Consider the following 19,184-nt stretch of genomic DNA (forward strand, 5'->3'; position numbering starts at 1 on the left):
CCCCGTGACCAGGCAGGGAGCCGCATCCCGATGTCCGAGCCGGCAGCGCACCACGAGATCGACATTCACACGACCGCAGGAAAGATCGCGGATCTGCAGCGCCGTATTCACGAGGCCACGCATGCCGGGTCGGAGCGGGCGGTCGAGAAGCAGCACGCGAAGGGCAAGTTGACCGCGCGCGAGCGGATCGACCTGCTTCTGGACGAGGGGTCCTTCGTCGAGCTGGACGAGCTCGCCCGGCATCGGTCGACCAACTTCGGCCTGGAGAAGAACAAGCCGTACGGCGACGGCGTGGTGACCGGCTACGGCACCGTCGACGGCCGCCCGGTCGCGGTCTTCTCGCAGGACTTCACCGTCTTCGGCGGCGCCCTCGGCGAGGTCTTCGGCCAGAAGATCATCAAGGTGATGGACTTCGCCCTGAAGACCGGCTGCCCGGTCGTCGGCATCAACGACTCCGGCGGCGCCCGCATCCAGGAGGGCGTGAGCGCGCTCGGCATGTACGGCGAGATCTTCCGCCGCAACACGCACGCCTCCGGCGTCATCCCGCAGATCTCGCTGGTCGTCGGCCCCTGCGCGGGCGGCGCGGTGTACTCCCCCGCGATCACCGACTTCACGGTGATGGTCGACCAGACCTCGCACATGTTCATCACCGGCCCGGACGTCATCAAGACGGTCACCGGCGAGGACGTCGGCTTCGAGGAGCTCGGCGGCGCGCGCACGCACAACACCACCTCCGGTGTCGCGCACCACATGTCGGGCGACGAGAAGGACGCGATCGAGTACGTCAAGTCCCTGCTGTCGTACCTGCCTTCGAACAACCTCTCCGAGCCGCCCGCCTTCCCCGAGGTCGCCGAGACCGAGGCGAACGACGAGGACCGCGAGCTCGACACGCTCATCCCGGACTCGGCGAACCAGCCGTACGACATGCACGCGGTCATCGAGCACATCCTCGACGACGGTGAGTTCCTGGAGACCCAGGCGCTGTTCGCGCCGAACATCCTGACCGGCTTCGGCCGCGTCGAGGGCTTCCCGGTCGGCATCGTCGCCAACCAGCCGATGCAGTTCGCCGGCTGCCTCGACATCAACGCGAGCGAGAAGGCCGCGCGCTTCGTCCGCACCTGCGACGCCTTCAACGTCCCGGTCATCACCTTCGTCGACGTGCCGGGCTTCCTGCCGGGCGTCGACCAGGAGTACGGCGGCATCATCCGCCGCGGCGCGAAGCTGATCTACGCGTACGCCGAGGCCACCGTCCCGCTGATCACCGTCATCACCCGCAAGGCGTTCGGCGGCGCGTACGACGTCATGGGCTCCAAGCACCTCGGCGCGGACCTCAACCTGGCCTGGCCGACCGCGCAGATCGCCGTCATGGGCGCGCAGGGCGCGGTCAACATCCTGCACCGCCGCACGCTGGCGGAGGCCGAGGCGAACGGCGAGGACGTCGAGGCGGTCCGCACCCGCCTGATCCAGGAGTACGAGGACACCCTGCTCAACCCGTACGTGGCCGCGGAGCGCGGTTACATCGACGGGGTGATCCTGCCCTCCGACACCCGTCCGCAGATCGTCAAGGGGCTGCGTCAGCTGCGCACGAAGCGGGAATCCCTGCCTCCGAAGAAGCACGGGAACATCCCGCTCTAGGCCCCGGGAGGGAGACACGATGATCAAGGTCGTACGAGGCAACCCGACCCCCGAGGAGCTGGCCGCCGCACTGGCGGTGGTCCAGGCCCGGGCCGCGGCGTCCGCCTCCGCGGCGGAGAGCGGCGGCCCGGTCACGCCCGAGGGCTGGTCGGACCCGTCACGCATCGCCCGCGGCGTGCGCCGCGCACCGGGCCCGCGCTCCTGGGCGCGGTCCTACTGGCCGGCGTGAGCCGCGCCGCCGCCTGATGCACCCGGAAGGCCGGGCCCCTCGCACGGGGCCCGGCCTTCGGCGTACCGGGGGCCCTTTTTGAGTACCCGTACTCAGGCGCGACGCGAGCCCTGCCCGCAGGATCTGAGGCATGCTCTGGTCCGACCCGAAGAACGAGCCCCCGAAGGAAATGCGCGACATGCAGGTCATGCTGCGCCGCGCGGGCGTACTGCTGGCCCTGGCGATGCTGGTGGCGATGTTCGCGGCAGGCATGCGCTGAGGGTGACGGATCACGTCATCGCCGTGGCGGTCCGTGCCGGGGTGGCTAGGCTTCTGCCATGACTGCAGACCGCCGCCGGCTCGTGCTCGCCTCCGCCTCCCCCGCCCGTCTCGGGCTGCTCAAGCAGGCCGGGCTCTCCCCCGAAGTCATCGTCAGCGGCGTCGACGAGGACAAGGTCACCGCGCCGACGCCCGCCGAACTCGCCCTCGCCCTGGCCGAGGCGAAGGCCGCGCACGTCGCCGCCCGGCCGGAGGCGTTCGGGGCACTGGTGATCGGCTGCGACTCCGTCCTGGAGCTCGACAAGCAGGCCCTGGGCAAGCCGCGCGACGCCGAGGAGGCCACCGCGCGCTGGAAGGACATGCGGGGCCGGGTCGGCATCCTGCAGACCGGCCACTGCGTGTACGACACCGCCGCCAAGCGCTACGAGTCGGCCACCGCCTCCACCCTGGTCCGCTTCGGCGAGCCGACCGACGCCGAGATCGCCGCGTACGTCGCCTCCGGCGAACCCCTGCACGTGGCGGGCGCGTTCACCCTCGACGGCCGCTCCGCCCCCTTCATCGAGGGCATCGACGGCGACCCCGGCAACGTGATCGGCCTGTCCCTGCCGCTGCTGCGCACCCTGCTGGGCAAGCTGGGCGTCTCGATCACCGACCTGTGGACGTGACGACGGAGCACAATGGGAGCTCCTCATCGGGCAGTCGGACCTCCAGGAGGTGGGGCGCGTGGCGCGCGTCGTGGTGGTGCACGGCATCGGGCAGGAGTTCCTGGGCCCTGAGCAGTTGCGGAGCGCGGCCGTTCCCGCGCTGAGGGACGGAGTGCTCCTGGCCCGCCACGAGCCCCCGCCGCCGGAGGACGTCGACTGCGCCTTCTACGGCGACCTGTACACGGAGCCGGGCAGCCGGTCCGCCGACGTGCCCCCGTGGGACGAGTTCGACGTCGAGGAGGGCCTGGAGGCCGAGCTGCTGGACGCCTGGTGGGCGGCGGCGGACCCGGAGCGGGGCGAGGAGGAGGGCACGCGCGGGATCGCGGGCTACGCGGGCTCCCGGGCCCTGCTGTCCGAGCGGGTCCGGTCCGCCCTCGACGCCCTGGCCGGCACGCGCTACTTCGGCAAGGTCTCCGACCGGCTGCTGATCCTCGCGCTGAAGCAGGTCCGCCGCTATCTCACCGAGCCGGACCTGCGGGCGGCCGCGCAGGAGCGGGTCGCCGCCCGCATCGGCCCGGACACCCGGGTCGTGGTGGCGCACTCGCTGGGCTCGGTCGTCGCGTACGAGACGCTGTGCGCCCGCCCGGACCTGCCGGTCACCGACCTGGTCACCATCGGCTCGCCGCTGGGCCTGCGCCGCATCGTCTTCGACCGCCTCGCGCCGGCGCCGGCGGACGGACGGGCCGCCTGGCCCGGTCCGGTCGTCCGCTGGACCAACCTGGCCGACCACGGCGACATCGTGGCCCTGCCGGCGCAGCTGGCCCCGCGCTTCGGTGACGCGGTGGCCGACGACCGCATCGACAACGGCGCCCGCATGCACGACCTGTCCCGCTACCTGAGCGCCCCGAAGACGGGAGCGGCGGTCGCACGGGGGCTGCGGTGAGCGAGGCGGAGGGCAGACGGTTCCTCATCACGATCGGCGTGTCGGCGTACCGGGACGGGAAGATCGCGAACCTGGACGGCGTGCCCCACGACGTCCGCCGGGTCGGGGAGTTACTGCTCCCGATGGGGTACGAGCACGTCCTCGCCGAGCTGGCCGAGGACCCCACCGCCGCCGAGATCGCCGAGGCCGTCGAGGAGTGGCGGCACAGCGTCGAGCCGGGCCCCCAGGACGTCGTGGTCGTCTACTTCGCCGGCCACGGCGTGAAGCCGCCCGCCGACCGCCACTACCTCCTCGGCTCCACCGCCCGCAGCGGCCGGACCTCCGCCACCTCCGCGCTCGCGGCGGAGGACCTGGCGCGGCCCCTGCTGCAGAGCGAACTCGGCCACCTCCTCGTCGTCCTCGACACCTGCTACGCGGGCGCCGGCGCCGGCGAGATCTCCGCCCTCGCCGCCGAACTCGCCCGCACCCAGCGCGTGGCCGCCGGCCGCTGGGTCCTCGCCTCGGCACGCGGCAAGGAGCGGGCGAGGGAGAACGTCTTCGTCGACGCCCTCACCGAAGCCCTGACGCAGCCCCAGGCGGGCGGTCGACAGGAGTACTTGGGCGTCCGCGAGATCACCGAACGCGTCAACCGTTACTTCGCCGCGCGGAAGGTGGCCCAGCACGTCAGCCACTCCACCGTCGACAGCGACGGCCACGCCCCCTTCTTCCGCAACAAGGCCCACATCCCCGGCCTGCCCGTCGACGACCTCGACGTCGGGACCCTGACCCGGCTGCGCCGCGACACCCGCGGCCACTTCGAGGCCCGCGGCCGGGGCCTGGAGCACGTCGGCGAGCGCGGGGACTACTTCACCGGCCGCGAGGCGGCGCTCGCCGCACTGACCCGCTGGCTGGACGCCGGACAGCACGACCGCAAGGCCCGGGCCGTCACCGGCGACCCCGGCTCGGGCAAGTCGGCCCTCCTCGGCCGGCTGCTCCTGCACGACGAGGACCGGACGATCGTCCCGCTGCACGCCCGCCGCGCCACGCTCGAAGAGCTGGTCGCGGACCTCGCCGCCGCCCTGCGGCTCCCGGCCGGCACCTCGCACGAGGGACTCCTGGAGGCCCTCGGCGGCCGCAGCGACACGGTGACCGTCCTGGTCGACGCCCTCGACGAGGCCGGAACGGGCGGCGACTCCACCGAGGCCGACCGCATCGCCCGTACGCTGCTCCGGCCCCTGTCCACGATGCCCGCGGTACGGCTCGTCATCGGGACCCGCCGCCCGCAGCTGACGCCGCTCGGCAAGGCGGTGGAGGTCATCGACCTGGACGAGTCGGAGTACGTCACCGACGGCCAGGTCGCCGACTACGCCGCCAAGCTGCTCCTCGACGCCGAGGACCCGCAGAGCCTGTCCCCGTACCGGGACCGCCCCGAGGAGGCGCGGACCGTGGCCCGGGGCATCGCCGCCCGCGCGCGCCGGTCCTTCCTGGTCGCCCGGATGACGGCCCGCGCACTGGTCGAGGACCAGGCCCCGCTCGACACGAGCCGCGCGGGCTGGGAGGCGGACCTCCCCAGCGACGCGCGCGAGGCCTTCGCCGCGTACCTCGACCGCTTCGGCGCGGACCGCGCCAAGGTCGGGCGGCTGCTGCGCCCGCTGGCGTACGCGCAGGGCGCGGGCCTGCCCTGGTCGACGGTGTGGGCCCCGCTGGCCGAGGCGCTGTCGGGCCACGCCTGCCCGCAGGACGACCTGCGATGGCTGCACGAGCGGGCCGGTGCGTACGTGGTCGAGACGAACGACGCGCAGGGCGGCTCGGCGTACCGCCTCTTCCACGAGACGATGGCGGACCACCTGCGCGACGCGGGCCAGGACGCGGCCAACCACCGCGCGATCGCCGAGGCGCTGCTGAGGCTCGTGCCCCGCGACCGGGACGGCGCCCGGGACTGGGCGGCGAGCCACCCGTACGTCCGCGAGCACCTGGCCACGCACGCGGACGCGGGCGGCGTGCTGGGCGAACTCCTCGCCGACGTCGAGTACCTGGTCCACGCGGGCCCCGCCCACCTGAACGCCGCCTTGCGCACGGCCGCGGACCCGGAGGCCCGCCGGCTCGGCGCGATCTACCGCGCCTCACTCGGCGCGCACATGTCCGGCCCGACCGTGCAGCGCCGCGACATCCTCGCGGTCGACGCGGCCCGCTACGGCGACCGGGACCTCAGCGGCGCGTTCGCCCGGGGCCGGGGGTGGCGGGTGCGGTGGGCGACGGGCGGGCTGGTCCATCCGGCGCTGTACGGCACGCTGGACGGCGGCAACTCTGCCGTCGACAGGCTGGCCTGCACGACCGTCGACGGCCGTCCGCACGTCGTCACCGCGGGCGACCTGGCCGGAAGCATCGAGGTCTGGGACCTGAGCAAGGGCGTTCGGCGCGCCGAACTCAGCGGCCACGCCCAGGAGGTGACCGGAGTAGCGGGCTTGGAGCTCGGCGACGTGCCGCTTGCCGTCACCGTCGGCAAGGACAGGGCCCTGCGCGTCTGGGACCTCAACGCCAGAACCGAGCGCCGGCGCATCGATGGGGCCGTTCATGGCAGCGCCACCGTGGCGTGCGCGCTCGTCGAGGGGCACCCGTACGCGGTCACCGGCTGCGACAGCGGGGTGCAGGTCTGGGACCTCTCCACGGGCATCCGGCGGGCGGTACTCGCTGACAGCCAGCAGGCGGTGGACGCACTGGCGTGCACCACGATCGAGAGCCGACCCCACGTCGTCACCCTCACGAACCCCGGACCGGCAAGTGTGTATGACCTCGTCACCGGGAGCAGGCGCATGGACCTGGGCCTGGCGTCCACAGACGCCACGGCGGTCGCCTGCACCGACATCGACGGCCGCCCGCATGCAGTCACCGGAGGCATGGACGGCCTCGTCCACATCTGGGATCTCGGCACGGGCCGTACTGTCGCACAGCTGCGCGGGCACGAGGACTGGGTTCAGGCGGTCGCCTGCACGACCCTCGACGGACAGCCCCATGCCGTCACCACCGGCGACGACCGGGCAGTCTGCGTATGGAACCTCGCCGACCGGACCCTGCGCGCCAGGTTCACCGGTCTGGCGGACGACGGGCGTGCGATCGCCTGCGCCGTCGTCGACGGCCGTTCCTGCGCCGTCACGGCCAATCTCCACTCCGTGCAGATCTGGGATCTCACGGACAGCACCCGGCATTCGGTCACGGCGGGACACAGGGACGAGATCAACGGTCTGGCCTGCACGACACTGGACGGCCGCTCCCATGCCGTCAGCGTCGGGGACATGGACAGCGTACGGATCTGGGACCTGGCCACCGGGCCGACCGAACCGCCCCTGCCCGACGACAACCTCTGGTACCAGACCGTTGCCTGCACCGTCGTCGACGGACGCCCCCACGCCGTCACCGGGGACTTGCACGGCGCCTTGTCCGTCTGGGACCTCACCACACGTGCCCAGCGCACGAGCGTCGCCGGCGACAGCTGGGTCGGCGCGCTCGCCTGCACCACGATCCGGGGGGAGCCCCACGCCGTGGTCGGCAGTCACGACGGGGCCGTCCACGTCTGGAACCTGCGCGACGACGAGATGCATCCCCTGCCCGCGGACCTCGATGGCGTGGTCCGCCACATCACGTGCCTCGACCTCGACGGTCAGCCCCATGCGGTGACGAGCAGCGGCTACGGCCCCTTGCACCTCTGGCGCCTCACAGACGGCACTCCGCGCCCCGAACCCATCAGGCGGGCCACGGACGTCATCGCCATGGCGGGCACGCAACTCGACGGGCGCCCCCGTCTCGTCACGGCCGACAGGAACGGGGCGGTGCACCTCTGGGACGTTTCGGCCCGGACGCGCTCGAAGCTCGCCGAGGGCATCGACATGATCACGGCGTTGGCATGCGCCACGATCGACGGACGCCCCCACGCCGTGATCGTCGTCGACGAACGGACGCTTCAGACCTGGGACCTGGAGGAGCGCCGCCTCGTGGACGCCTTCACCCTGCCGCTTGAGATCCAGGCCCTCGCCGCCCACGGCCCGGACCTCGTCGTCGGCATGGGGAGCGAGGTCCTCGTCCTCACGCGGGCGTCGGCTCGCCCTCCGGCGTAGCGTCGCCGGAGGGGCTGTACGCGACGAGCGTCAGGACGATCAGGCCCAGGACCACCATCATGAACGCGAACGCGCCCCAGCCCACGAGGCCGACCGTGACGGCCCCGAGCAGGCCGTGGATCACCGCGCAGCCGATCAGCAGCGCGCGGCCCGCCCGGCCGGGCCGGCGGTCGCGGACGGCCGCCACGAGGGCCACCGTGGCGCACAGCGCAAGCAGGACGCCCGAGACGATCCCCAGCGCCCACGTCCCTGTCACCATCGCGTCCGGGTCGAGGCCGTCCAAGGACATCGACTGGGCCTCGACGAAACGCGCCATGACGGCGTTGAGGACGACGATGCCGACCGCCTCCACCACCAGCACCAGCGCGGCCACGATCGCTATCGGTCTCCGGGCCACCCCGGTCACCCCCTGAATCCCACGGAATCCGACTGTTACCAGCAGTACGGTCAACAGCAGGGAGGCTACTGAGCGGTAAACCGTCGGACAAGGGTCCGTGCAGCCCGGGGGAACCGCAAAGAATCATTGGGCCATTCGTAGGGACTCCACAAAGAAACCTGATCGGCGACTGGTCGCCCGAACAGAGACCTGCGCCACACCCTGGAGCTACTGTGCCGTACAGGATCCGTGCGTACCGTGGTGCGACAAGGGATTTCACGACCCGAGCGAACCTCGAGTGACGCTCCGTGTGGGAAAGCTCACCATAGGGGGCAACTCGAAGCGCCGTGTCGGCTGTCCCTAAACTCAACATGTTTCGGGAAGTCATCGGCACGGTGCCCCGTCGAGCGCTCCGGCTCGGGTGGATCCGGCCGGGGGTCCGGGGGTGGTCCCCGGGAAATACAGCAAGGAGGGAGCCATCGTGCGCAAGGTGCTCATCGCCAACCGAGGCGAAATCGCTGTCCGCGTCGCCCGCGCCTGCCGGGACGCCGGGATCGCCAGCGTAGCCGTCTACGCCGATCCGGACCGGGACGCTCTGCACGTCCGCGCGGCCGACGAGGCGTTCGCCCTGGGCGGTGACACCCCGGCCACCAGCTACCTGGACATGGCCAAGGTGCTCCAGGCCGCGGCGGATTCCGGTGCGGACGCCGTCCACCCGGGCTACGGCTTCCTCTCCGAGAACGCCGAGTTCGCCCAGGCCGTCCTCGACGCCGGTCTGATCTGGATCGGCCCGCCGCCGCAGGCCATCCGCGACCTCGGCGACAAGGTCGCCGCCCGCCACATCGCCCAGCGCGCGGGCGCCCCGCTCGTCGCCGGTACCCCCGACCCGGTCTCCGGCGCGGACGAGGTCGTCGCCTTCGCCGAGGAGCACGGCCTGCCGATCGCGATCAAGGCCGCCTTCGGCGGCGGCGGTCGCGGCCTGAAGGTCGCCCGCACCCTCGAAGAGGTGCCGGAGCTGTACGACTCCGCCGTCCGCGAGGCCGTCGCCGCCTTCGGCCGCGGCGAGTGCTTCGTCGAGCGGTACCTGGACAAGCCGCGCCACGTCGAGACCCAGTGCCTCGCCGACTCGCACGGCAACGTGGTCGTCGTCTCGACCCGTGACTGCTCGCTGCAGCGCCGCCACCAGAAGCTGGTGGAGGAGGCCCCGGCGCCGTTCCTGTCGGAGGCCCAGAACGCCGAGCTGTACGCCGCGTCCAAGGCCATCCTGAAGGAGGCCGGCTACGTCGGCGCCGGCACGGTCGAGTTCCTGGTCGGCGTCGACGGGACGATCTCCTTCCTCGAAGTCAACACCCGTCTGCAGGTGGAGCACCCGGTGACCGAGGAGGTCACCGGCATCGACCTGGTCCGCGAGATGTTCCGCATCGCCGACGGCGAGGAGCTCGGCTACGGCGACCCGGAGATCCGCGGCCACTCCTTCGAGTTCCGCATCAACGGCGAGGACCCGGGCCGCAACTTCCTCCCGGCCCCCGGCACCGTCACCCTCTTCACCCCGCCGACCGGCCCGGGCGTCCGGCTGGACGCGGGCGTCGAGTCCGGCTCGGTCATCGGCCCGGCCTGGGACTCCCTGCTGGCCAAGCTGATCGTCACGGGCGCGACCCGTGAGCAGGCGCTGCAGCGCGCGGCCCGTGCGCTGGCCGAGTTCAAGGTCGAGGGCATGGCCACGGCCATCCCGTTCCACCAGGCCGTCGTGGTCGACCCGGCGTTCACCGCGGACCCGTTCCGCGTCCACACCCGGTGGATCGAGACCGAGTTCGTCAACGAGATCAAGCCGTTCGCCCCGGCCGGCGCCGAGGCCGACGAGGACGAGTCGGGCCGCGAGACCATCGTGGTCGAGGTCGGCGGCAAGCGCCTGGAGGTCTCGCTCCCGTCCTCGCTGGGCATGACCCTCGCCCGTACCGGCCTGGCCGGCGGTGCGAAGCCGAAGCGGCGCGCGGCGAAGAAGTCGGGCCCGACGGCGTCCGGCGACACCCTCGCCTCCCCGATGCAGGGCACCATCGTGAAGGTGGCCGTCGAGGAGGGCCAGGAGGTCAAGGAGGGCGACCTGATCGTCGTCCTGGAGGCCATGAAGATGGAGCAGCCGCTGAACGCGCACCGTTCCGGCACGATCAAGGGTCTGAGCGCCGAGGTCGGCGCGTCCGTCAGCTCGGGCGCGGCGATCTGCGAGATCAAGGACTGACGCACACGGCAGACGCGGCCGTACGCGGCTTCGTACGCTGGAAGGGCCCGCAGGCGCACGCCGCCTGCGGGCCCTTCGCCCGTCCCGGAGCCCCCGCCGGGCCCGACCCGAGGAGTACCCGCATGCGCGCCGACGCGCGTCGCAATCACGACCGGCTGCTCGCCGCCGCCCGCGTGGCCTTCGCCGAGCACGGCGCGGACGCCTCCCTGGAGGACGTGGCGCGCCGGGCGGGCGTCGGCATCGGCACGCTCTACCGGCACTTCCCGAACCGGCCGGCGCTGCTCAACGCGGTTTTCCAGGACGCGCTGGCCGCGCTGCTGCGCCGCTCCGGCGAGTTGGCGGAGGCGGACGAGCCGTGCCGGGCGCTGGTGGACTGGCTGCGGGCCGTCGTGGCGCACGCGGGCATGTACCGGGGGCTGGCGCGGGCGCTCATGTCGGCCTCGCACGACGAGAGTTCGGCGCTGTCGCAGTGCAGCTTGCCGCTGCACACGGCGGGTGAGCGGCTGCTCGTACGGGCGCAGGAGTCGGGCGCGGTCCGGCGTGACGTGTCGATCGGCGATCTGATGCAGCTCACGAACGCGATTGCTCTCGCGGCCGAACAGGACCCCGGGGACGAGGAGTTGGCCGACCGGCTGCTGTCGCTGACACTGCGCGGCGTACGGGCCTGACGGCCGGATCCGGTACGTGGGGCACGCCCAAGCCGTGACGTTCCGTGAGCGCGACAGTCCGTTGGCGTGACGTTTTCCCTCAGCGGCGGCGGAGGTCCGCGACCCGGGCACGGTCCTGCGGGACCTGGTCCTGGGCCAAGGCGGCGGCCGCGCTGCGGAGTTGCCCGCCATGGTGCCGGGCAGCGGCGGCGCCGGCCCGCTGGCCGGGCAGCGGCACGTCGCGGCGGGGCGGCCGGCCCTGCGGTACGGCGTCGGCGCCGGAGGAGCCGGCGACCGTGATCTGGACGCCCTGGTCGGCGAGGGCCTGGAGCTCCGTGGCGGCGCGGTCGTCGTGCAGCGGGGGCTCGTCGGTGACGAGTCGGGTGATGACGTCCGTGGGCACCGTCTGGAACATGGTGTCGGTGCCGAGCTTGGTGTGGTCGGCGAGGACCACGACCTCGGCGGCGGCCTGCACCAGCGCCCGGTCCACGCTCGCGGAGAGCATGTTGGAGGTGGACAGCCCGCGCTCGGCCGTCAGCCCGCTGCCGGACAGGAAGGCCCGGGAGACCCGCAGCCCCTGCAAGGACTGCTCGGCCCCGCTGCCCACCAGCGCGTAGTTGGAGCCGCGCAGCGTGCCGCCGGTCATGACGACCTCGACCCGGTTGGCGTGGGCGAGGGCCTGGGCGACGAGCAGCGAGTTGGTGACGACGGTGAGCCCCGGCACCCGGGCGAGCCGGCGGGCCAGCTCCTGGGTGGTGGTCCCGGCGCCGACGACGATGGCCTCGCCCTCTTCGACGAGGCCGGCGGCGAGGTCGGCGATGGCCGTCTTCTCGGCCGTGGCGAGATGGGACTTCTGCGGGAAGCCGGACTCACGGGTGAATCCGCCGGGCAGTACCGCACCGCCGTGGCGGCGGTCGAGGAGTCCTTCTGCCTCCAGCGCCCGCACGTCACGCCGTACGGTCACTTCGGAGGTCTGGACGACGCGGGCGAGCTCACGGAGCGACACGGCCCCGTTGGCTCGCACCATTTCGAGGATCAATTGGCGACGTTCTGCAGCGAACACGAAACTGACAGTAACCTGCGCGGCCGATACTTTTCAGCACTATGCGCCGAAATACAGAAGATGCGCACAAGCGGGACCTCCAAGTGGTATAGGAGACCCCGCACTTGTGCGCATTGCCGGGGTTTGCGGGCCGGCGCCGAATCGGTTCCGCAGGTCAGGCCCCGCCGGTGGCCTTCCGGGTGTGGAGCTGGCGGGCCACTTCCGCGATCGAGCCCGACAGGGAGGGGTACACGGTGAAAGCGTTTGCGATCTGTTCCACCGTCAGATTGTTGTCGACCGCGATCGAGATCGGATGGATGAGTTCGCTGGCGCGCGGGGCGACGACGCAGCCGCCGACCACGATGCCGGTGCCGGGACGGCAGAAGATCTTGACGAAGCCGTCGCGGATGCCCTGCATCTTGGCGCGGGGGTTCCTCAGCAGCGGGAGCTTGACGACCCGCGCCTCGATCAGACCCGCGTCCACGTCCGCCTGGGTGTAGCCGACGGTGGCGATCTCCGGGTCGGTGAAGACGTTCGAGGAGACCGTCTTCAGGTTGAGCGGGGCCACCGCGTCGCCGAGGAAGTGGTACATCGCGATGCGGCCCTGCATGGCGGCGACGGATGCGAGTGCGAAGACGCCGGTGACGTCGCCGGCCGCGTACACGCCGGGGGCCGTGGTGCGGGAGACCTTGTCGGTCCAGATGTGACCGGAATCCTTCAGCCTGACCCCGGCCTCCTCCAGCCCCATTCCGGCCGAGTTCGGGATCGCGCCGACGGCCATCAGACAGTGCGAGCCGGTGATGACGCGGCCGTCGGAGAGGGTGACCTCGACCCGGTCGCCGACGCGCTTGGCGGACTCGGCGCGGGAGCGGGCCATGACGTTCATGCCGCGGCGGCGGAACACGTCCTCCAGGACGGCGGCGGCGTCCGGGTCCTCGCCCGGCAGCACGCGGTCGCGGGAGGAGACGAGGGTGACGCGGGAGCCGAGCGCCTGGTACGCGCCGGCGAACTCGGCTCCGGTGACACCGGAGCCGACCACGATGAGCTCCTCGGGGAGCTCCTTCAGGTCGTAGACCTGCGTCCAGTTGAGGATCCGCTCACCGTCCGGCCGGGCGTCCGGCAGCTCGCGCGGGTGGCCGCCGGTGGCGATCAACACGGCGTCGGCGGTCAGCGTCTCCTCGCTGCCGTCGGCGGCGGTGACGATCACCTGGCGCGAGCCGTCCACGTCCTGCCGGCCCGAGAGCCGGCCGCGGCCGCGCAGCACGCGGGCGCCGGCGCGGGTGACGGAGGCGGTGATGTCGTGCGACTGGGCGAGCGCCAGCCGCTTCACCCGGCGGTTGACCTTGCCGAGGTCCACGCCGACGACGCGGGCCGCCTGCTCGATGTGCGGGGTGTCGTCCGCGACGATGATGCCGAGTTCCTCGTACGAGGAGTCGAAGGTGGTCATCACCTCGGCGGTCGCGATCAGGGTCTTGGAGGGGACGCAGTCGGTCAGGACGGACGCTCCGCCGAGGCCGTCGCAGTCGACGACGGTCACCTCCGCGCCGAGCTGGGCGGCCACCAGGGCAGCCTCGTATCCGCCGGGTCCGCCGCCGATGATCACGATCCGGGTCACTGGGATCTACGCCTCGCGCTCTCGTTCTGCCGGGGAAGTACCCCCGCTGGGCTGCAGTGCGAACGCCATTGTCCCGCACGCTTCAAGTGCGTACCCCATTGTCCCGCACCGGCGGGGCGCGCTCTCGCCGGGGGCCGCGGAGCCCGCCGGGCGGGGCTCGGGCGGGCCGCGGAGCGGTCGCGCCGCCGTACCGCCCGCACCCCCGGGCCCTCCCGTACCCTCGACCCCATGTCGCTCTACGCCGCGTACGCCGGCAACCTCGACCCGCGGCTCATGACCCGCCGCGCCCCGCACTCCCCGCTGCGCGGCACCGGCTGGCTCAACGGCTGGCGGCTGACGTTCGGGGGCGAGCACATGGGCTGGGAAGGGGCGCTGGCCACGATCGCGGAGGCCCCGCGGCAGCAGGTGTTCGTCGCGCTGTACGACCTCGCCCCGATGGACGAGGACGCGATGGACCGCTGGGAGGGCGTCGGCCTCGACATCTACCGGCGGATGCGGGTACGGGTCCACACGCTCGACGGCGAGGAGCCGGCGTGGGTGTACGTGCTGAACTCGTACGAGGGCGGGCTGCCCTCGGCCCGGTACCTGGGCGAGGTCGCGGACGCGGCGGAGTCGGCGGGCGCGCCCCACGACTACGTGATGGAGCTGCGCAAGCGGCCCTGCTGAGGGTTCCCGGCCGGGCGGGCGAAGCGGAACATTCCGTTCGTCGGAAACGACAAGACAACGATCGGCACTGTGTCAGCATCGTCATCTACGCGCGTAGGCAAACTCCGGCTACGCTTCTTCGCGTATGAAACCGTCCGGGGCTCCCCTCGGACTCCCCTCCCCGAGGCGAGAGACTCAGTGAACGCTACTGCCACCCCGTACGAGGCCGCCGAGGCCGCAGCCGCGCGACTTCGCGAGCTGACCGGAGTCGAGAACCACGACGTCGCACTGGTGATGGGCTCCGGGTGGGCCCCGGCGGTCGACGCGCTCGGCGCGCCCGAGGCCGAGTTCCCGGTCACCGAGCTGCCCGGCTTCCCGCCGCCGGCCGTGGAGGGTCACGGCGGCAAGATCCGCTCGTACAAGATCGGCGAGAAGCGCGCCCTGGTCTTCCTCGGCCGCACGCACTTCTACGAGGGCCGGGGCGTCGCGTCGGTGGCGCACGGCGTGCGCACGGCGGTGGCGGCGGGCTGCAAGACCATCGTCCTGACGAACGGCTGCGGCGGTCTGCGCGAGGGCATGCGCCCGGGGCAGCCGGTCCTGATCAGCGACCACATCAACCTGACGGCGGCGTCGCCGATCGTCGGCGCGAACTTCGTGGACCTCACCGACCTGTACTCGCCGCGGCTGCGCCAGCTGTGCAAGGAGGTGGACGAGACGCTGGAGGAGGGCGTGTACGTCCAGTTCCCCGGCCCGCACTACGAGACCCCGGCCGAGATCAACATGGTCCGCGTGCTGGGCGGCGACCTGGTCGGCATGTCCACGGTCCTGGAGGCCATCGCGGCCCGTGAGGCCGGCGCGGAGGTCCTCGGCATCTCCCTGGTCACCAACCTGGCGGCGGGCCTCTCGGGCGAGCCCCTCAACCACGAGGAAGTCCTCCAGGCCGGCCGCGACTCGGCCGCCCGCATGGGCGAACTGCTGACCCGGGTCCTCGACCGCATCTGACCGCGGCGGGACGCGGGACGACGGCCGGGACGAGAGCCCGGACGGGAGCGGGGGCCGCTGCGCGGGGCTGATCCCCCACCCCGCCCCTCCCCGAACCCGGGGCTCCGCCCCGGACCCGGAGACAAGGCCGACCGTGCGCAGCCTGGGCCCGTACAACGGGCCCGGGCGCTGCGCCCCGGCCCCTAGCCCGGCGGGGGCCCTCGCACGACGACGGGCTCGGCCGGACTCCCGAGCCGGGCGCGGCTCCGGGCTTCGCCCGGTGGGCCCGGACGAGCCCGAGTCGGCCCCGGCACGACGGGCTCGACCACGGGCCCGGGCCGAGGCCCGAGCCCTGCGCGGCTCCGGCGCTTCGCACGATGGGCCCGAACAGAGCCCGAGTCGACCCCGTGGCCACGCGCCCCGTGCCCCGGCTTCGGGGCGGAGCCCGGCCGCCGGGGCCGTGGGCCGGCCGCAGGCCGCCGCCCGGCCCGGACGGAGCCCGCGTCCGGTGCGGCTCCGGTCCGCGCCGCCCGCGGAGCCCCGGTTCGGCGTATCCGGTCGGCCGCAGGCCGGCCACCCTGCCCGGGCCGCGCGTCGGCGGGCCCGGGGCCTGGGGCGGAGCCCCAGTTTCGGGAAGGGGCGGGGTGGGGAACAGCTCCGCGCAGCGGCCACCCCCGCCCCACCGACCCGCACCCGGCACCCCGCCCGCCCCGCCCGCCCCATCCGCCCACCCACCCGCACCCCGAAAGGCATCACCGTGACGACGCAGGACGACCTCTTCGCGCAGGCGCAGGCCTGGCTCGCCGAGGATCCCGACAGCGAGACCCGTGCGGAGCTCGCCGCGCTCATCGAGGCCGGCGACCGGGACGAGCTCGCCGCCCGCTTCTCCGGCACCCTGCAGTTCGGCACCGCCGGCCTCCGCGGCGAGCTCGGCGCGGGGCCCATGCGGATGAACCGTTCCGTCGTGATCCGCGCCGCCGCCGGCCTCGCCGCGTACCTCAAGGCGAAGGGTGAGGCGGGGGGCCTGGTCGTCATCGGCTACGACGCCCGGTACAAGTCGGAGGACTTCGCCCGCGACACCGCCGCCGTCATGACCGGCGCCGGCCTGCGCGCCGCGCTGCTCCCGCGCCCGCTCCCGACGCCCGTCCTCGCGTTCGCCATAAGGCACCTCGGCGCGGTCGCCGGCGTGGAGGTCACCGCCAGCCACAACCCGCCCCGCGACAACGGCTACAAGGTCTACCTCGGCGACGGCTCCCAGATCGTGCCGCCGGCCGACGCCGAGATCGCCGCCGAGATCGCCGCGATCCGCGCCCTGGCCGACGTGCCGCGCCCCACCGGCAGCGGGGAGACCCTCGGCGACGAGGTCCTGGAGGCGTACCTGGCGCGTACGGACGCCGTCCTGTCCCCCGGCTCCCCGCGCACCGCGAACGTCGTCTACACGGCGATGCACGGCGTCGGCAAGGACGTCGTGCTCGCCGCCTTCGAGCGGGCCGGCTTCCCCGCCCCCGTGCTCGTCGCCGAGCAGGCCGAGCCCGACCCGGCGTTCCCGACCGTCGCGTTCCCCAACCCGGAGGAGCCGGGCGCGATGGACCTGGCGTTCGCGAAGGCCCGCGAGGTCCGCCCGGACGTCGTCATCGCCAACGACCCCGACGCCGACCGCTGCGCCGTCGCGGTCCCGGACAACGGCGACTGGCGGATGCTCCGCGGCGACGAGGTCGGCGCGCTGCTGGCGGCGCACCTCGTGCACAAGGGCGCGACGGGCGTGTTCGCGGAGTCGATCGTCTCGTCCTCGCTGCTCGGCCGGATCGCGAAGGCGGCCCGCCTCGGCTACGAGGAGACCCTGACCGGCTTCAAGTGGATCGCCCGGGTCGAGGGTTTGCGGTACGGCTACGAGGAGGCCCTCGGCTACTGCGTGGACCCCGAGGGCGTCCGCGACAAGGACGGCATCACCGCCGCGCTGCTGGTGACCGAGCTGGTCTCCGTGCTCAAGGCCCAGGGCCGTACGCTCCAGGACCTGCTCGACGACCTGGCCGTGGAGCACGGCCTGCACGCCACCGACCAGCTGTCGGTGCGGGTCGAGGACCTGAGCGTCATCGCCGACGCGATGCGGACGCTGCGCGACAACCCGCCGCAGCAGCTCGCCGGGCTGAGCGTGGTCTCCGCCGAGGACCTCACCAAGGGCTCGGAGGCGCTGCCGCCCACCGACGGACTGCGGTACTACCTGGAGGGCGAGTACGACGCCCGCGTCATCGTCCGGCCCAGCGGCACCGAGCCCAAGCTCAAGTGCTATCTGGAGGTCGTGATCCCGGTGGCCGGCGCGAGCGAGCTGGCCCCGGCGCGCGCGAAGGGCGCGGACGTGCTCGGCGCGATCAAGAAGGACCTGGCCGCGGCCGCCGGCATCTGACGACGGCGCCGGCAGCGGCGCGAGAAACGGCCGCGGGCCCGTACGGAACACTCCGTACGGGCCCGCGGCCGTTGTGCGCTGTCGGGCGGCCTCAGCCGGTGACCAGCAGGACGACCGTCAGGACCAGGCCCGCCAGGGACGGGGCGAGGAGTTCGTACGCCCAGCGGATGCTCGTCTCGCCCTGGGCGCCGGGCAGTGCCCCGCAGCGCTGGGCCTGCTCGCGCAGGTCGGCGATCACCTGGTCGGCGGGGGCGACGCGGGCCCGGTCGTCCACGGAGGCCGTCGCGGACGTCTGGCCGTGCGGGTCCTCAGCGGCGCTCCGGGCCGCCTGGCGCGCCGCCTTCTTGCGCTGGCGCAGCGAGACCGGGATCGCCCAGAGCTGGTACTTGGCGCCGGACTGCGTGAAGACCTCGCTGGAGTAGCCCGCGCGCACGTCCGCGACCTGCGCCCAGGGCAGCACGATCGTGCGGAACGGGTTGCGGATCCGCAGCCGGTCCTCGTTGACGAAGACCGCCGGGCGGAAGGTGAACGCCACCACCAGGGGCACCAGGAGCAGCAGGCCCGCCAGTGCCAGCCAGGGGGTGCGGCCCTCGCCGCGCACCAGCGCGTCGCCGCCGATGAAGGCGCCGATGGCGATCAGGAGCGCGCCGCCGGCCATGCCCATGGTCGACCGGAACACGCGGTCGGCGTAGACGGGCTCGGCGGGCTGCTGCGGGGGCGGGGTCGTCATGCTGCCGATTGTGCCTCACACGCCCCCGCGGCCTCACGCGCGGCCGGTGGCCGTGAGGTCCGCGTACACGATGATGTTGTCCGGCCGGTGGCCGTCGACGAGCTCGCCGCCGCAGGTGATCAGGCGGAGTTCGGGGCGTGCGGTGTTCCCGTATACCTTCTGCGTCGGGAAGGTCTTCTTGTCGACCTGCTCCAGCGCGCGGACCGTGAAGACGGCGCGGGAGCCGTCGGCACGGGTGACGGTGACCGGGTCGCCGACCTTGACCTTGGCGACGTCCTTGAGCACGGCCGGGCCCTTCGCGGTGTCGAAGTGGCCGATGAGGACGGCGGGCCCGGTCTCGCCGGGCGTGACGCCCTTGGTGTACCAGCCGATCCTGTCCGCGTCGGCGACGGACGGCACCTCGACGGTCCCGTCCTTCGCGAGCCCCAGCTTGAGGACCGTGCCGGCGCCGGTGTCGACGCCCGCCGACGGGACCTGGACCCGTACGGGCTCGGAGCGGGGCAGCGGGGCGGCGGACTTCGCGGCGGGCGCGGGGGCCGCCGAGGTCTCCTTGACCTTCGCCGGCGGGGCGGCCTCCGGCCCGGCGGGCGCGCCGCAGCCGGCGAGCGCGGCCGTGGCGGCGAGGGCGGCGAGCAGGACGGCGCGGCGGTTCATCAGGGGCTCCGGGCTCCGGGAAGTGGTGCGGCGGGCTGTCGCGGGGTGCGACAG

At 73.1% G+C, this 19,184-nt stretch carries 16 protein-coding genes; 11 read left to right on the top strand and 5 right to left on the bottom strand.

What is annotated here, in order from left to right:
* Positions 1 to 30 precede the first annotated feature (30 nt).
* The 6 genes from ACGFMM_RS11940 to ACGFMM_RS11965 all read left to right on the top strand — a co-directional run bounded on the left by ACGFMM_RS11940 (position 31) and on the right by ACGFMM_RS11965 (position 7,800).
* A complete protein-coding gene (locus ACGFMM_RS11940) occupies positions 31 to 1,635 on the top strand; it encodes an acyl-CoA carboxylase subunit beta (RefSeq protein WP_393645623.1) in 1,605 nt (534 codons plus the stop codon).
* Between the two features lie 19 nt (positions 1,636 to 1,654).
* On the top strand, positions 1,655 to 1,864 hold the full coding sequence (locus tag ACGFMM_RS11945) for an acyl-CoA carboxylase epsilon subunit (protein WP_393645625.1): 210 nt from the start codon (positions 1,655 to 1,657) through the stop codon (positions 1,862 to 1,864).
* Between the two features lie 130 nt (positions 1,865 to 1,994).
* Positions 1,995 to 2,123 (top strand): morphogenic membrane protein MmpB, encoded by a 129-nt coding sequence (gene mmpB / locus ACGFMM_RS11950; RefSeq protein ID WP_393645626.1) that lies wholly within the window; start codon positions 1,995 to 1,997, stop codon positions 2,121 to 2,123.
* A 58-nt stretch (positions 2,124 to 2,181) separates the two neighbouring features.
* A complete protein-coding gene (locus ACGFMM_RS11955) occupies positions 2,182 to 2,787 on the top strand; it encodes a nucleoside triphosphate pyrophosphatase (protein WP_393645628.1) in 606 nt (201 codons plus the stop codon).
* Positions 2,788 to 2,845: 58 nt separating this feature from the next.
* Positions 2,846 to 3,709 (top strand): antibiotic ABC transporter ATP-binding protein, encoded by an 864-nt coding sequence (locus tag ACGFMM_RS11960; RefSeq protein ID WP_393645629.1) that lies wholly within the window; start codon positions 2,846 to 2,848, stop codon positions 3,707 to 3,709.
* The gene (locus tag ACGFMM_RS11965) at positions 3,706 to 7,800 is read left to right on the top strand and encodes a caspase family protein (protein ID WP_393645631.1); all 4,095 of its coding nucleotides are present in this window, start codon (positions 3,706 to 3,708) and stop codon (positions 7,798 to 7,800) included. Before ACGFMM_RS11960 ends, ACGFMM_RS11965 begins: the two co-directional genes overlap by 4 nt.
* Here the strand turns inward: ACGFMM_RS11965 and ACGFMM_RS11970 are convergent.
* Positions 7,769 to 8,197: a hypothetical protein gene (locus ACGFMM_RS11970; protein WP_393645633.1), complete on the bottom strand. Its 429-nt coding sequence runs from the start codon at positions 8,195 to 8,197 to the stop codon at positions 7,769 to 7,771. The genes ACGFMM_RS11965 and ACGFMM_RS11970 overlap by 32 nt on opposite strands.
* 460 nt (positions 8,198 to 8,657) lie before the next feature.
* On the opposite strand from ACGFMM_RS11970, the gene ACGFMM_RS11975 reads away from it, so the two are divergent.
* Entirely contained in the window at positions 8,658 to 10,412 is a 1,755-nt protein-coding gene (locus tag ACGFMM_RS11975; protein WP_393645634.1) for an acetyl/propionyl/methylcrotonyl-CoA carboxylase subunit alpha, read from the top strand.
* A 122-nt stretch (positions 10,413 to 10,534) separates the two neighbouring features.
* A complete protein-coding gene (locus tag ACGFMM_RS11980) occupies positions 10,535 to 11,080 on the top strand; it encodes a TetR/AcrR family transcriptional regulator (RefSeq protein WP_393645635.1) in 546 nt (181 codons plus the stop codon).
* A gap of 79 nt (positions 11,081 to 11,159) precedes the next feature.
* On the opposite strand, the gene ACGFMM_RS11985 is transcribed toward ACGFMM_RS11980, so the two are convergent.
* Both ACGFMM_RS11985 and ACGFMM_RS11990 read right to left on the bottom strand, forming a co-directional pair.
* The gene (locus ACGFMM_RS11985; RefSeq protein WP_393645637.1) at positions 11,160 to 12,086 is read right to left on the bottom strand and encodes a DeoR/GlpR family DNA-binding transcription regulator; all 927 of its coding nucleotides are present in this window, start codon (positions 12,084 to 12,086) and stop codon (positions 11,160 to 11,162) included.
* A gap of 190 nt (positions 12,087 to 12,276) precedes the next feature.
* Complete coding sequence (locus tag ACGFMM_RS11990) at positions 12,277 to 13,716, bottom strand: NAD(P)H-quinone dehydrogenase (RefSeq protein ID WP_393645639.1); 1,440 nt, start codon at positions 13,714 to 13,716, stop codon at positions 12,277 to 12,279.
* Between the two features lie 228 nt (positions 13,717 to 13,944).
* Here ACGFMM_RS11990 and ACGFMM_RS11995 point away from each other — a divergent pair, with 228 nt between their 5' ends.
* The 3 genes from ACGFMM_RS11995 to ACGFMM_RS12005 all read left to right on the top strand — a co-directional run bounded on the left by ACGFMM_RS11995 (position 13,945) and on the right by ACGFMM_RS12005 (position 17,746).
* Positions 13,945 to 14,382 (top strand): gamma-glutamylcyclotransferase, encoded by a 438-nt coding sequence (locus ACGFMM_RS11995; RefSeq protein ID WP_393645641.1) that lies wholly within the window; start codon positions 13,945 to 13,947, stop codon positions 14,380 to 14,382.
* Positions 14,383 to 14,559: 177 nt separating this feature from the next.
* Positions 14,560 to 15,363: a purine-nucleoside phosphorylase gene (locus ACGFMM_RS12000; protein WP_393645643.1), complete on the top strand. Its 804-nt coding sequence runs from the start codon at positions 14,560 to 14,562 to the stop codon at positions 15,361 to 15,363.
* 736 nt (positions 15,364 to 16,099) lie between these two features.
* A complete protein-coding gene (locus ACGFMM_RS12005) occupies positions 16,100 to 17,746 on the top strand; it encodes a phospho-sugar mutase (protein ID WP_393645645.1) in 1,647 nt (548 codons plus the stop codon).
* Positions 17,747 to 17,837: 91 nt separating this feature from the next.
* On the opposite strand, the gene ACGFMM_RS12010 is transcribed toward ACGFMM_RS12005, so the two are convergent.
* Positions 17,838 to 18,476, bottom strand: coding sequence for a PH domain-containing protein (locus ACGFMM_RS12010; RefSeq protein ID WP_393645647.1), 639 nt, complete (start codon positions 18,474 to 18,476; stop codon positions 17,838 to 17,840).
* 33 nt (positions 18,477 to 18,509) lie between these two features.
* Positions 18,510 to 19,130 carry a class F sortase gene (locus ACGFMM_RS12015; RefSeq protein ID WP_393646281.1) on the bottom strand — a complete coding sequence of 207 codons (621 nt, stop codon included), beginning with the start codon at positions 19,128 to 19,130 and terminating at the stop codon, positions 18,510 to 18,512.
* Between the last annotated feature and the right edge of the window lie 54 nt (positions 19,131 to 19,184).

It is taken from the genome of Streptomyces sp. NPDC048604, from assembly GCF_043199435.1.
Lineage (GTDB): Bacteria > Actinomycetota > Actinomycetes > Streptomycetales > Streptomycetaceae > Streptomyces.

Bases quoted from the DNA above. Each gene is read 5' to 3' on its own strand.
- ACGFMM_RS11940 (WP_393645623.1), top strand. From the start codon at position 31: ATGTCCGAGCCGGCAGCGCACCACGAGATCGACATTCACACGACCGCA.
- ACGFMM_RS11945 (WP_393645625.1), top strand. From the start codon at position 1,655: ATGATCAAGGTCGTACGAGGCAACCCGACCCCCGAGGAGCTGGCCGCC.
- mmpB (WP_393645626.1), top strand. From the start codon at position 1,995: ATGCTCTGGTCCGACCCGAAGAACGAGCCCCCGAAGGAAATGCGCGAC.
- ACGFMM_RS11955 (WP_393645628.1), top strand. From the start codon at position 2,182: ATGACTGCAGACCGCCGCCGGCTCGTGCTCGCCTCCGCCTCCCCCGCC.
- ACGFMM_RS11980 (WP_393645635.1), top strand. From the start codon at position 10,535: ATGCGCGCCGACGCGCGTCGCAATCACGACCGGCTGCTCGCCGCCGCC.
- ACGFMM_RS11985 (WP_393645637.1), bottom strand. From the start codon at position 12,086: ATGGTGCGAGCCAACGGGGCCGTGTCGCTCCGTGAGCTCGCCCGCGTC.
- ACGFMM_RS11995 (WP_393645641.1), top strand. From the start codon at position 13,945: ATGTCGCTCTACGCCGCGTACGCCGGCAACCTCGACCCGCGGCTCATG.
- ACGFMM_RS12010 (WP_393645647.1), bottom strand. From the start codon at position 18,476: ATGACGACCCCGCCCCCGCAGCAGCCCGCCGAGCCCGTCTACGCCGAC.
- ACGFMM_RS12015 (WP_393646281.1), bottom strand. From the start codon at position 19,130: ATGAACCGCCGCGCCGTCCTGCTCGCCGCCCTCGCCGCCACGGCCGCG.